The organism is Rhodococcus sp. SBT000017 (genome assembly GCF_003688915.1).
Taxonomy (GTDB): domain Bacteria; phylum Actinomycetota; class Actinomycetes; order Mycobacteriales; family Mycobacteriaceae; genus Rhodococcoides.
In genome coordinates this window covers 467,438-481,029 of the sequence record NZ_REFU01000001.1, presented here as the reverse complement: position 1 = coordinate 481,029, position 13,592 = coordinate 467,438, and the positions used below count along the sequence as shown (strand labels likewise).

Sequence of the window (13,592 nt, the reverse complement as noted above, 5' to 3'; positions counted from 1 at the left end):
CTATCCGCCGACAGCAGCGAGATACTCGCTGTAGAACAGGGCGAGTCCGACGGCCGACGAGATGGCGGCCAACAACCAGAACCGGATGATCACCGTCGTCTCGGCCCATCCGGCCAGCTCGAAGTGATGATGGAACGGTGCCATGCGGAAGACGCGTCGGCGACTGGATCGGAACACCGCGACCTGGATCACGACCGACGCGGCCTCGGCGACGAACAGCGCACCGATGACCACCATGATCAGCTCGGTCTTGGTCACCACCGACAGGCCTGCGATCAGACCGCCGAGGGCCAGGGATCCGGTGTCACCCATGAAGATCTTGGCCGGCGCGGCGTTCCACCACAGGAAGCCGATGCAGGCGCCCGCGGCCGACGCACAGACCAGGGCCAGGTCGAGGGGGTCTCGAACGTCGTAGCAGCCGGGGGCAGGCCCGGCTGGGCCTGCGCACGCCTGGCGGTACTGCCAGAAGGTGATGACGGTGTAGGCACCGAGCACCAGAGTCATGGACCCGGCAGCGAGTCCGTCGAGTCCGTCGGTGAGGTTGACCGAGTTGGACCACGCGATGACGAGCAGGCAGATGAAGAACACGAAGACCACCGCGGACATCGACCAGGTGGCGATGTCACGAACGTACGACAGTTGGGTGCTGCCCGGGGTGAGCCCGCTCTCGCTGCGGAACTGCAACACCAGGATCGCGAAGAGCACGGCCGCCGTTATCTGACCGACGTACTTGCCGGTGGCGTTCAGTCCCAGGTTGCGCTGTTTGCGGATCTTGATGAAGTCGTCGAGAAAGCCGACGAGACCGAGCACCGTGGTCAGGCCGAGAACGAGCAGGGCCGAGGCCGACGGACCGTCTGCGTCGTAGCCGATGCCGATCAGGTGCGAGCCCCAGTAGCCGGCCCAGATGCCGACCAGAATTGCGACGCCGCCCATTGTCGGTGTGCCCCGCTTGGACTGGTGACTCGCCGGTCCCTCCACTCGAATCTCCTGGCCGAAGCCCTGTTTCGAGAAGGTCTTGATCAGCACCGGGGTCAGCAGGATCGCGACCGCGAGTGCGATACCTCCGGCGAACAGGATCTGCCTCACTGCTCACCCTCCGGAGTGCCGTTCGACGCATCGGCCAGCAGGGCGTCTGCGACGGTCCACATCGCCCCGGACTGCGAGGCCTTCACCAGCACGATGTCGCCTGGACGCACCTCCTCGTGCAGTACGTCGATCGCCGATTCCCGGTCGGGCACCAGCATCGATTCCTCGCCCCACGAACCCTCCATGACCGCACCCTGGTGCAGCGCCCGAGTGGGACGGCCGGTGTCGACGATGATCAGGCGATCGACGTCGAGGCGGACGGCGAGCCGGCCGATCGCGTCGTGCTCGACCACCGAGTCCGAACCGAGTTCGCCCATCTCACCCAGCACAGCCCAGCTGCGGCGTTTCGGTCCGTCATCGCGACGCGACATCGACACCAGAGCCTTGAGTGCGGCGCGCATCGAATCGGGGTTGGCGTTGTACGAATCGTTGACGACGGTGACGCCGTCGGCGCGGGTGCGCACGTCCATCCGCCTGATCGACGTCGGTGCGGCCGTCCCGAGCGCCTCGGCGACCTGCGCCAACGTCGCTCCGCACTCGAGTGCGACGGCCGCTGCCGCGAGGGCGTTGCCGACCTGGTGCTCACCGTGCACCGCCAGGGTGATCGCTGCCGTACCCGCTGCGCATTCGAGCGTGAACGACGCCCGGGCGTCGGTGTCGACCTGCACGTCGAGCGCTCTGATGTCGGCATCTGCATTGCGTCCGACCGTGACGACGGATGCCGTTGTGCGGGTTGCCATTTCGGCGACGAGCCGGTCATCGATGTTGAGAATCGCCACTCCTCCGTCGGCAGCACTCGGCAGAGCTTCGACCAGTTCGCCCTTCGCCAGTGCGATGGCCGCGCGCGAGCCGAACTCACCCAGGTGCGCGGTTCCGACGTTGAGGACCACCCCGATGCGGGGCGGGGCGAGCGTGGCGAGTTCGGCGATGTGACCGATTCCTCGGGCCGACAACTCGAGACAGAGGAAATCGGTCTCGGCATCTGCTCGCAGCGCCGTCCAAGGATGTCCCAGTTCGTTGTTGAACGATCCGGGCGGTGCCACCACCGAGCCCAGGGGCTCGAGAACAGCAGAGATCAGATCCTTGGTGGAGGTCTTCCCCGAGGATCCCGTCACGCCGACGACGGTCAGGCCGTGCTCGGCGGTCAGCTCGACCACCGATGCCCTGGCCAGAGCGCCGAGGGCGGTCAACACTGCCGAACCGGAGCCGCCCGGGTCGTTCTCGAGTGCCATCGCGCGACTGTCGTGCGGAACCGGACGCACGACCACGGCCGGTACGCCCACCGGGCGCGCGGCCAACACCAGTGCCGCACCTGCGGCCACCGCGTCGGCGGCATGGTCGTGACCGTCCACCTTGGCTCCGGGAAGGGCCAGGAAGATACTGCCGGTGGTCACCTTGCGGGAGTCGAACTCCACCGGTCCCGGCACCACGACCGCCGGATCCGGCACGTCGTGCACCGTGCCTCCGACGATCTCGGCGATGCGGTCGATCGAGAGCGGGATCACCGTACGCCCGCGCTCGTGCCGACCCGGCGCGCATCGATGGCCGAGGCGAGTATCACTCGGTCGTCGAACGGATGCTTCACGCCCGCTACCTCTTGGCCGGTTTCGTGCCCTTTACCTGCGATCAACACAACATCCCCTTCGCGTGCCCACGCCACGGCCTGTTCGATCGCCGCTGCGCGGCCTGCCACGTTCCGTACTTCACCGCGAGCCTCGTCCGGCACCGACAGCGCGCCGTCCTCGACGGCCTGCCGAATGGTGGCCGGATCCTCGCTTCGCGGGTTGTCGTCGGTCACCACCAACAGCTCGGCACCGCGTGCTCCGGCGGCACCCATCAGGGGACGCTTCGCGGTGTCGCGGTCGCCACCTGCTCCGAGCACCACTGCGATCCGTCCGCGCGAGGATTCGCGCAGGGTCGCCAGCACGGCCTCGACGGCCGCAGGCTTGTGCGCGTAGTCGACCACCGCCAGAAAGTTCTGCCCACGATCGATCCGCTGTACGCGACCCGGCACGTCGACCGTCGCGACCCCGGTCACGGCGCTGCGCACATCGGCCCCGGCGGCCGCGCAGGTCGCCAAGGCCAGCACGGTGTTCGCGACGTTGTAGCGACCCGGCAACCGGACCGAGACCGGCAGCGACGCACCCTGCGGATCGGCGACGGTGAACGACTGCGTGCCGTCGTCGTGCTTGGCCCAGTCCGAGACCGTCCACTGTGAATCGGCACCGGTCGACGCGGTCACCACCGTCGAACCGGCCGATCGTGCGATGTCTGCCATCCGCACGCCCCACGCGTCGTCGACACAGACGACGGCGGTGTCGGCACGAACCGCCGAGTCGGCCGCGAACAGGCGACTCTTGGCTGAAAAGTAGTCCTCGAGAGAATCGTGGAAATCGAGGTGGTCCTGCGAAAGATTGGTGAACGCACCGATCGCGAAGCGGGTTCCGTCGACCCGGCCGAGGGACAACGCGTGCGAGGACACTTCCATCACCACCGTGTCGACACCCTCCTCGACCATGACGGCGAAGAGCGCATGCAGTTGCGGAGCCTCGGGCGTGGTGAGCGCGCTCGGTACGTGCCGGCCCAGCACACGTGTCTCGATGGTGCCGATCAGACCGCACCGACGACCGGCAGCGGTCAGGCCGGCTTCGAGCAGGTAGGACGTCGTCGTCTTTCCCGACGTACCGGTGATACCGATGACGGTCATCTTCGACGACGGGTTGCCGTACAGCAGAGCGGAGATTGCCCCCAACACCTGGCGCGGGCGGTCGTGCACGAGGACCGGAACCTGTCGATCGGTGCCTGCGAGCGCTCCCCGCACGATCTCGAGTCCGGCCGGGTCGGTGAACACCGCCACCGCACCACGCTCGACTGCGTCGGCGACGAACTCGGCTCCGTGTCGTGACGATCCGGGCAGTGCTGCGAAGAGATCGCCGGGAAGAACGGACTGTGCGCGCAGATCGATACCGGTCACGCTCACCCCGGCAGGGTCTCCGTCGCCGACCGTTGCACCGACCGCGAACGCCACCTCCCGGATTTCGGTGTGCGGTGGATGCGCCGGACGTGAACCCGGAGCCGGTTGTGAATCCGATGACACAGTCACTCCTGCTCCCTTCCTCTCTACTGCCGGCCGCGTGCCTGCCGCGGCTCGATCACGCCGCGGCGGCGGCCGAACGAACACGCCCGAGCCGATGTGTCAGATTACCGGCGTCCGGGATCGTGATGTCGCCGCCCCGACTCGTAAGGACCGGCGGGTTCGGATCTCAGTCCGCCTGCAGAACCAGCTTGGGTCCGGGGTCGGCGGACATGGGCACGCTGTCCCGCTGCAGCATCCAGCTGGCGATGTTGTGGAACAGCGGTGCTGCCGACTGTCCGCCCGAACCGTCCGCGCTGCGCGTCGGGGCGTCGAGCATGATCCCGATCACGTAGCGGGGATCGTCGGCGGGCGCGATGCCGGCGAAGGTGATCCAGTAGTTCGAGTTCGAGTAGCACTTGCACTCGGGGTCGACCTGCTGAGCCGTACCTGTCTTGCCACTGATCTGGTAACCCTCGACCCCCGCGGCAACCCCGGTACCGCGCTGGTTTCCATTGTCGTCCTGGGTGACGGATCGGAACATGTTGCGGACCGTCTTCGCGGTATCGGGACTGACCACGTACACCCCGTCGGGCTGCTGGGTCTCGGTTCGCTGACCGTTGGCGTCCACCGTCGCTTCGACGATCCGCGGCGGGATGCGAACCCCATCGTTGGCGATGGCCTGATACATCCCGGTCATCTGCAGCAGCGTCATGGACAGTCCCTGACCGATGGGGAGGTTGGCGAACGTACCGCCCGACCACTGATCGCGGCTCGGTACATTTCCCGCGCTCTCGCCGGGCAGACCGACGTCGCTGCGTTGGCCGAGACCGAACTTGGTGAGCATGTCCGCGTAGCGGTCCTCACCGACGCGCTGCGCGAGCATCAGCGTGCCGACGTTGGACGACTTACCGAACACGCCGGTCGTCGTGTACGGCGCGACGCCGTGGTCCCACGCATCCTTGACCGACACGCCGGACATGAAGATGCTGCCCGGCACCTGAAGTACCTCGTCAGGAGTCGTGAGTCCGTACTCGATGGCTGCGGCCGCGGTGATGATCTTGTTCACCGAACCGGGCTCGAACGGCGTGGTGACGGGCAGATTGCCCATTTCCTTGGTGCGCTCGTTGTTGCCGACTCCGATGCCGGGGTTGAAGGTGTTGTCGTTCGACATGGCGAGCACCTCGCCGGTGTGCGAATCCTGCACGTACGCCGAGGCGTTCTTCGCTCCCGAAAGGTCTTTCGCCAACTGCACCTGCTGCTGCACGTAGTACTGCAGATCTGCATCGATGGTCAGTTCTACGCTCGAACCGTTGACCGCCGGCTGCTTGTCCCGCCAGCTTCCGGGGATGACGGCACCGTCGGATCCGCGGTCGTAGGTCTGCGAACCGTCGGTTCCGGCCAGGGTGGCGTCGAGCGAATCCTCCAGACCGAGCAGACCGTGTCCGTCCCATCCGGTGGCACCGACGATGTTGCCGGCCAGTGATCCGCCCGGGTACTCACGGATGTCCTGACGCTCGAGTCCGACCTGCTTGAAATCCTTGCTGATCTTCGACGCCACGGTGGCGTCCACTCCGCGGGCGAGGTAGGTGAATTCGTCGTTGCTCTTCAGCTTCGCGAGCAGATCCTTCTCGCTGATCACGTCGCCGAGGTCGCTGTGGATGCGGGCGGCGATGTCCTCGAGGTACTGCTCGGTCTCCGGCTCGGTCGGGTCCTTCGCCCGGGCCTCGTCGAGTTCCTTGCGAACCCGAACCGGTTGGAACGTCAACGCTTTGGCTTCCATCGTGAACGCGATCGGATTGCCGTTGCGGTCCAGGATGGATCCACGCATCGCCGGATCGACGAGAGTGGTGGTGCGTTGCGACGCCGACTCGGCCGACAACCTCGGTGCATCGAATCCCTGAATCCACAGCAACTGTGCCGCCGCGACGGCCAGCGCCAGATACATCAGGACGCGGCCGGTGCCGTGACGAAACCGAAAGGTGGAGGAGTCGAGACGCTTTCGGCTCGGTGGCCGACGGCGTGGAGCAGGCGAAGGCCTGGTCACTGCCCGTCACCCGATGCTTCGCCGGTGGGCTCGGGGGCTTCGACCGCAGGTGTTTCGAGCGAGGGGATGCTCATGGGAACCAATTGTTCAGCAAGCGCGGTGTTTCCAGCTCCATTGCTCGAATTCGGCGTGGCGGCGCGGGTGTCGATCGTGCCCGACGGTCGATTCGGCTGCGATGCGCTTCTCGGCGTCTGCTGCTGCGGTGACTGCGTGCTCGGATTCGCGATGGTGCCCTCGCCTGCGGCCGCCGGTGACACCGGATCGAGCGGTGCCACCGGTGCACCGTCGGCCGGAGCCGGGGTACCGACGACCTGGACGCCGCCGTCCGGCGCGACGATCAGACGCGCGGGGTTCTTCGCCGGGACCATTCCGAGCTCGGCGGCCTTGCGCGCCAACTCCGGAGCCGACTCCGCCAACTCCACATCACGCTGCAACGACGCCCGCTGGTGAGCCAGTTCGGCGTTGACGGCCTTGGCGGCGCTGAGATCGTAGGAGTCTCCGGCGGACCGAGTGGTCAGGAGCAACGTCAGACCGAGACCGATGGCGAGCAGGCCGATGATCAAGGCGACGAACGGAATTCGCGCAGCAATAGCACTTCCGTTCAGCGAGGGCCGCGCACCGGCTCCGGAACCATGCGCAGAATCCGAGGTGTGGATCGACGCGCGCTGCTGCCTGCGCTCGTATGCGCGCAGTGCTGCACCGGATCGTCCACCGCCCTTACCCGTACGCTCTGGGCGCGAGAGTGGAGCCTGCGGAACGCCCCTGCGCCGCGGGGCCGGAACCCGATTGCGTTGTGTTCCAACGGTTGTGTCTGGAACCGTCATTCCGCTCTCCTTGCAATCCGTTCGGCGGCGCGCAATCTCACCGGAGCCGAGCGTGGGTTGACGTCGATTTCTGCATCCGAGGCACGCTCGGCACCTCTGGTCAGGAGCCGGAACTCCGGACCCATTCCGGGTAGCTCGACCGGCAGTCCCTCGGGACTGCGCGACTTGATTCGAGGTGCCAACTCCTGCTTGACAACTCGGTCTTCGAGCGACTGATACGACATGAAGACCACCCGACCTCCGACAGCCAACGCGTCGAGCCCGGCAGGAACCGCCGCCTTCAACGACTCCAGCTCACCGTTGACCTCGATACGCAGGGCTTGGAAGGTGCGCTTGGCGGGGTGTCCGCCGGTACGCCGCGTTGCGGCCGGAATTGCGGCATAGAGCAATTCGACCAACGGGCCGCTCGTGGTGAAGGGCGTGTGCTCGCGGCGACGCAGTACAGCGGAGGCGATCTTGCCGGCGAACCGTTCCTCGCCGTAGGTGCTCAGGACCCGTGCGATGTCGCCGTGGGAGTACGTGTTGAGGACGTCTGCTGCGGTGATTCCCACGGTCGGATTCATTCGCATGTCCAGCGGGGCGTCGATGGAGTACGCGAATCCGCGATCGGATTCGTCCAACTGCATGGACGAGACTCCGAGATCGAACAGGATGGCGTGAACGGAGTCGACCGCAGGCAGGTCGGCCTCGTCGAGCGCTTCGGCGATGCCATCGTAGGTCGTGTGCACCAACGTGATTCGATCAGCGAACGGAGCCAACCGGGCTCCGGCCAGCTCGAGCGCGTCGGGATCCCGGTCGAGTCCGATGAGATGCAGGTGCGGATAGGTCCGTAGGAAGTGTTCGGCGTGACCGCCGAGTCCGAGTGTTGCGTCGATCATGACTCGGATAGCGCCGGTGGATTCGAGTGCGGGTCCGAGCAATTCGTCGGCTCGTTCGAGACGAACCGGAACGTGGACCGGGCCTGCGGACCGACGGTGGGTTCGGTCGGCGGACGAGTCGCTCTCGTCCGGTCCGGTGCCCTCCGTCATGGTTCCTCCCGGTCGCGCGTACGTACTTCTCGCCCGGGTCCGGGCCGTGCGGGTCGCCCACCGAAGCCGGTGCGAATGCATCGAGGTCCCTGTCCGATAGGGAACCTGGCGTTGGGGAAGAACGTCAGGGTCCTGATCTGCGAAACCTGGCGTTGGGGAAGAACGTCAGGGTTCTGATCGGGCAGAGGCCTCGCTGCACTCGCAGGCGACCTGGTCGGGCTACAAGATCCCTCCGAGGGACTCGTCGAAAGCGTCGGAGAAATCCTGCTCGTTCTCAGCGGAGTAGCGCGCCCACGCTTCGTCGTTCCAGATCTCGATGAAATCCATCGAACCGATCACCACGCAGTTTCGTTCGAGCCCCGCATAGCGGCGATGCTCGGGACTGATGGTGATACGACCCTGTCCGTCCGGCCGCTGTTCGTCGGTTCCCGAAAAGAACTGGCGAACGTAGGCACGGGCTTTGGGGTTGGCACGAGAAGCCGCCGTCAACTTCCGAGAGCGCTCCGCGAAGTCGGCCGCGGTGTAGACAGCGAGGCTGAAATCCTGCCCCTTGCTCACCATGACCCCTCCTGCAAGCGCGTCCCGAAACTTGGCCGGCAACGTGAGTCGACCCTTGTCGTCGAGCTTCGGCGTGTAGGTACCGAGAAACACTCGCCACCTCCAGCCTCGACTCTCCGCTGCGGACCACTTTACCCCACTCTCCCCCACTTCGAACCATCCATGGCAGGAAAACTTTGAAGAATCCGATATTTATGCTGGTCAAGAGCACAAGATCGATACTTCCGACGGCGATGCCGCGGGCGATGCCGCAGCTTCGGTTCGGAGGCGACGGCCCACAAGTCCAGCACCGAAGCGGCCTGAGCAGCAGCTCAGCACTGGAAGTGGCGGGTGACGGTCGATCCCAGCCCTTCAGTGGGGCTTCGGTGGGGAGAAGTGGGGGAAGTGGGTCGAAGTGGGGACGCGGGGGCGGGATCCCAGAACTCCCGTTTGCGGGGACAGTCGAGCCGGCCCTCGACGCGGAGCGGAGGGCTCCAGGCGATCGAGCGGCGTCTGCTTCAGGGCAGAAACGACAAACAGCACCTCACCCGAAGGTGAGATGCTGTTCTACGTTGACGCGTGAAGTTGTGGAGACGAGCCGGTATGGGTCGGTTCGGTGAAACCCGGTCGACTCAGTCCTGCTCGAACCTCTTACGGAACCGATCTTCCATGCGAGAGGTGAAGCTGCCGCCCTTGCGACCACCCTTCGATTTCTGCCCGGTACTACGCCCGGACGTTTCGGCAGCATCGTTGGCTGTGCTGCCTTCGTCCTGCGACGCTGCGGCTCCCTTGTCGGATCCGCCGAACAGGAACAGTGCCCCGGCACCGAACATGAACAAAAAGCCGATGAGACTGACGACGAGAAAAGCCAGACTGTTCGTCGACAATGCAACACCGGCGACGAGCAACACGAGTCCCACTACGAACAGCGCGGCAGCCTGAAAGCGCCTCCTGCTCGACGCCGCGCGTACGCGACCGCCCCTCACATGAGACGCGAATTTGGGATCCTCGGCGTAGAGAGCGCTCTCGATTTGATCGAGCATGCGCTGCTCGTGCTCGGAGAGTGGCACGGTACCTCCCCCTGCACAGATATTGAAGGTCATTTCGGTTGCGAAACGACGGGAAGCTGACCTTGGCGGCTACCTACTGTCGATGATACGAGCTGAATCGGCCGCTTACCACCTACTCGGTCGATGTGTTCCTGAGAAACACCGAAGTTTTCGAGACGCACGTCCCGAAAACTTCCAGCGAACACCGCATGACGTGGCGATTGTCACCTGGAGTCCAGCTCGGTGAGCTACGCCGACAAGGGTGCCGTCATCGGATCGACGGACGCGAATCGAGCCTGCCCGCCGAGTCGATCCTCGACCGAGTTCAGAAAACGACCGACGTGGCGATGGAAATCGTCGGAATCGAGATCGTCGATCGTGCTCGACGCACCGGCCTCGACCGCAGCCCGGGCGGCCGAGAAGGACGCGAAATAATCGGCCCAGACCGCGAGATCCGGTGCCGCCTTTGCCATCAACACCCACGCACTGCGTGAACGAGGACGCGCTCCGATCGAATTCGGCAACGACGCCAACACAGCTGCCGCGCCTTTCAGTGCGGCGGCATAGCTGCCGAGAAATCGATCTCCGGCATCGCTCTCCCCGATGGACTCGGACAGCAGAGCATCGGCCCGGCCCAGCAGAACCTGAGCCTGACGCGACACCGGCGACCGCACTCCGGCATCGAATGCCTTCGTGATCGTCATACTCGAACACCTCCAGTTCGAATCTCCGGCGCGCACCTGGCGCGGCCGGAACCGTGGCGAAGCCTTACAGTCGAACTCCGGAGAATCCGACTCGACGATCCGAGCCGAAGCCACCGGTGCACTCGGCCCCGATTGTCGAACACCCGTTCGACACATTCAATATAGCCGTGCCCACCGACAAGTTGCCGAAGAAAGGTTGAGAACAGTCGTCACCGATGCGCAGACAACGCCGTACCTGGTCGATCTGACGCCCCCGGAATTCCGCCAGCGGCTGTTCGAGGCACTGTCCATCTACGTCGAGGCCATGGGCTATCCGCGCGGAACCGAACAGAGCAGAGCCCCGATGTGGAGCGAACACCTGCACCGGCCGGGCTGGCGGGCAGTCGGTGCGCTGCTGCCGAACACCGACCCGACACAGCCCGATTCGCTGGTGGCCGTCGCATACGGCTATCACGGTGCCGCGCACCAGTGGTGGCATCAACAGGTTCGCGAGGGATTGCGGCGCACGGGGCATTCTCCGCACAGCGTCGAAGCCACCCTCGGCGACTACTTCGAACTCACCGAGTTGCACGTCCTCCCGAGCGCTCAGGGGCACGGCCTCGGCGGACGACTGTGCAGTCGACTGCTGGGCGGCGTCTCCGCGGACAAAGTGATGTTGTCCACACCCGAGGTGGCGGAAGAGGACAACCGAGCCTGGCGGCTGTACCGGCGGCTCGGCTTCGCAGACGTGCTGCGCGACTTCACCTTCGCCGGCGACCGACGCCCCTTCGCCGTCCTGGGCCGCCGGTTGCCCCTCGACGGGCCAGTAGCCTGAAGATGTGATCGATGCTGTGGTGGTGGGCTCCGGCCACAATGCCCTGACCTCTGCCTGTTACCTGACCGATGCCGGTATGTCGGTGGAGGTTCTCGAGCGCGACTCCGTCGCGGGTGGCGCGGTCTCGACGGTGGAACGCTTTCCCGGCCACCGGGTCGACCGTGGTTCGTCGGCGCACATCATGATTCGGCACACCGGCATCATCGAGCAGCTCGGACTCGCCGAGTTCGGACTTCGCTACATCGACTGCGATCCCTGGGCGTTCGCGCCCGGAGCCGTCGACACCGACGAACCCGGCATCGTCTTCCACCGCAACCTCGACCGAACCTGCGACTCCATCGCGGCCGCCTGCGGCGCAGCCGACGCGCGCGCCTACCGCACCTTCGTCTCCGTATGGGGTCCCCGCAGCGAACGCACCATGCGTGCGTTCGGTGGGCCACCCACCGGCCCGAAACTGCTCCGATCCTTCTGGGGCCTCGGCGCGCCCGACGGCGGCAGCATGCTTTCGCGCGAATTCCTCGCCACCGGGGATTCCCTGCTGGACGAGATGTTCTCGAGCGAACGACTCAAGGCCGCGCTCGCCTGGTTCGGCGCACAGTCGGGTCCTCCGATGTCCGAGCCGGGTACCGCACCGATGGTCGGCTTCGCTGCCCTCATGCACACCCTTCCGCCGGGCCGCGCCGTCGGCGGCAGCGGCGCACTGACCGAGGCGATGATCGCTCGGCTGCAGCGCGACGGTGCCGAACTGACGCTCGGCGACGCCGTGACCTCGCTCGTACGCCGCTCGCACGGCTGGACCACCAGGACCGCGTCGGGACGGGAGATCGACAGCCGCATCGTCGTGGCCGGTTGCCACATCGTGACCACACTCGACCTTCTCGAAGCCGGCGGACACGACTCGGCGCAGATCGCGCGGTGGCGCAGCACGATACGCGTCGGGCCAGGAATAGGTACCGCGGTCAGACTGGCCACCGACGCCCTACCGATGTACCCGAGCGCCGACCGGATCGAGGACGGCACCCATGGTCTGGCGCTGCTGGTACGCGACCGCAGCCAGTTGCGGTTGGCGCACGGGCACGCGCTGGCCGGCGACCTGCCGCCCACCCCGGCTGTGCTGGGGATGTCCTTCAGCGCACTCGATCCCACCATCGCGCCGCCGGGACAGCACCAGATCTCACTGTGGTCGCAGTGGCATCCCCACACCCTCGCCGACGGCAGACAGTGGCGATCGAACGTACCGGGCGAGCGCTCGTTGGCCGAGTTCGAGGCGGATCGGATCGTCGCCGAACTGGACCGGTACGCACCCGGTTTCGCGGCATCGGTGTTGGATCGGTTCGTTCAATCGCCGCCGGACATCGAGCGTGAGCTCGGTCTGATCGGAGGCAACATCATGCACTTGGACATGTCGTTGGACCAGATGATGATGTGGCGGCCGCATCCTCAACTGGCCGGGCATCGGGTCCCCGGTGCCGACCGGCTCTATCTCACCGGCGCATCGACCCACCCCGGCGGAGGAGTCACTGCGGCCAGTGGTCGGTCGGCGGCGCGAATTGCGATCGCCGACGCCCGCGCAGCCCGTCGTCGCACGTTCTTCGGAAGGAAACGGGAATGAAGGTCGTTCCGATCGTCGTCGCGGCCGCTGCTGTCGGCTGCCAGATCGTCTACCCACTGGTGTCGGGGTCGACGAGGGACGCAGTGACGGTGGCGGTGGTGGCGCTGCTCGCGCTCGCGTCGATCCTGCACGCGGCGCTGAACCGCGGCGTCGTGTGGGCCACCATTCTGGTCGTCGTGACCGCCGGAACCGGGTTCGCATCCGAACTCGTCGGCACGGCCACCGGCATCCCGTTCGGCGAGTACTTCTACGCGCAGAATCGCTTGGGCCCGAGCCTGTTCGAGGTGCCCGTCGTGGTTCCCCTGGCGTGGACGGCGGGGTTCTACCCGATCTGGTGCGCAGTGACCTTCGTCGTCGGACGTCTCGACACGACGCAGGCGCGCGCCACCGCACTCCGAATCGCGGCGGTGGCAGTGGGGATGGTCGGCTGGGACCTCTACCTCGATCCACAGATGGTCACCGACGGACAGTGGACCTGGACCGCCGGTTCCGTCGGGCTACCAGGAGTGCCGTCGATTCCGTTGACCAACTACCTCGGCTGGCTGGTGGTGGCCACGCTGATGGCTGCGGTGATGGAATCGCTCGACCGCGCCGTCGGTCGCCCACGGCCATCCGACGACGCGGTGCCCATCGGGTTGTTCCTGTGGACGTGGCTCGGGTCGGCGCTCGCGCACGCGGTATTCCTCGACGGTCCTGAGCTTCGCTACTCGGCGGTGTACGGGTTCGTCGTCATGGGCGTCGTCGGCATACCCCTGTTGTGGAATGCCCGCCTGTGGTGGAATGCCCGACGCGCCTCGCTGACAACCCCTGCCGACTGA

12 protein-coding genes are annotated in these 13,592 nt (G+C 66.0%); 3 read left to right on the top strand and 9 right to left on the bottom strand.

The annotated features are described in order from the left end of the window. From mraY to AYK61_RS02035, 9 genes are all read right to left on the bottom strand, one after another. Positions 1-1,086, bottom strand: coding sequence for a phospho-N-acetylmuramoyl-pentapeptide-transferase (gene mraY / locus AYK61_RS02075; RefSeq protein ID WP_121869617.1), 1,086 nt, complete (start codon positions 1,084-1,086; stop codon positions 1-3). Then, on the bottom strand, positions 1,083-2,591 hold the full coding sequence (murF, locus tag AYK61_RS02070) for a UDP-N-acetylmuramoyl-tripeptide--D-alanyl-D-alanine ligase (protein ID WP_121869616.1): 1,509 nt from the start codon (positions 2,589-2,591) through the stop codon (positions 1,083-1,085). The genes mraY and murF overlap by 4 nt, the downstream gene beginning before the upstream one ends. Further along, positions 2,588-4,189 (bottom strand): UDP-N-acetylmuramoyl-L-alanyl-D-glutamate--2,6-diaminopimelate ligase, encoded by a 1,602-nt coding sequence (locus tag AYK61_RS02065; protein WP_121869615.1) that lies wholly within the window; start codon positions 4,187-4,189, stop codon positions 2,588-2,590. Before AYK61_RS02065 ends, murF begins: the two co-directional genes overlap by 4 nt. A 160-nt stretch (positions 4,190-4,349) precedes the next feature. Then, positions 4,350-6,206 carry a penicillin-binding protein 2 gene (locus tag AYK61_RS02060; protein ID WP_121869614.1) on the bottom strand — a complete coding sequence of 619 codons (1,857 nt, stop codon included), beginning with the start codon at positions 6,204-6,206 and terminating at the stop codon, positions 4,350-4,352. Beyond that, on the bottom strand, positions 6,203-7,030 hold the full coding sequence (locus AYK61_RS02055; protein WP_259467897.1) for a hypothetical protein: 828 nt from the start codon (positions 7,028-7,030) through the stop codon (positions 6,203-6,205). Before AYK61_RS02055 ends, AYK61_RS02060 begins: the two co-directional genes overlap by 4 nt. After that, positions 7,027-8,058, bottom strand: coding sequence for a 16S rRNA (cytosine(1402)-N(4))-methyltransferase RsmH (gene rsmH / locus AYK61_RS02050; protein WP_121869613.1), 1,032 nt, complete (start codon positions 8,056-8,058; stop codon positions 7,027-7,029). The genes AYK61_RS02055 and rsmH overlap by 4 nt, the downstream gene beginning before the upstream one ends. A 219-nt stretch (positions 8,059-8,277) precedes the next feature. Beyond that, entirely contained in the window at positions 8,278-8,709 is a 432-nt protein-coding gene (gene mraZ / locus AYK61_RS02045) for a division/cell wall cluster transcriptional repressor MraZ (protein WP_027497352.1), read from the bottom strand. Positions 8,710-9,227: 518 nt separating this feature from the next. After that, positions 9,228-9,665 (bottom strand): DUF3040 domain-containing protein, encoded by a 438-nt coding sequence (locus AYK61_RS02040; protein ID WP_121872354.1) that lies wholly within the window; start codon positions 9,663-9,665, stop codon positions 9,228-9,230. A 227-nt stretch (positions 9,666-9,892) separates the two neighbouring features. After that, positions 9,893-10,348 (bottom strand): SAV_6107 family HEPN domain-containing protein, encoded by a 456-nt coding sequence (locus AYK61_RS02035; RefSeq protein WP_121869612.1) that lies wholly within the window; start codon positions 10,346-10,348, stop codon positions 9,893-9,895. Positions 10,349-10,544: 196 nt separating this feature from the next. Here AYK61_RS02035 and AYK61_RS02030 point away from each other — a divergent pair, with 196 nt between their 5' ends. The 3 genes from AYK61_RS02030 to AYK61_RS02020 are packed head-to-tail and all read left to right on the top strand — an operon-like array spanning position 10,545 to position 13,592. After that, positions 10,545-11,162, top strand: a complete 618-nt coding sequence (locus AYK61_RS02030) for an N-acetyltransferase (protein WP_121872353.1) — start codon at positions 10,545-10,547, stop codon at positions 11,160-11,162. A 4-nt stretch (positions 11,163-11,166) separates the two neighbouring features. Continuing rightward, positions 11,167-12,774 (top strand): NAD(P)/FAD-dependent oxidoreductase, encoded by a 1,608-nt coding sequence (locus AYK61_RS02025; RefSeq protein ID WP_121869611.1) that lies wholly within the window; start codon positions 11,167-11,169, stop codon positions 12,772-12,774. After that, positions 12,771-13,592, top strand: a complete 822-nt coding sequence (locus AYK61_RS02020) for a carotenoid biosynthesis protein (protein ID WP_121869610.1) — start codon at positions 12,771-12,773, stop codon at positions 13,590-13,592. The genes AYK61_RS02025 and AYK61_RS02020 overlap by 4 nt, the downstream gene beginning before the upstream one ends.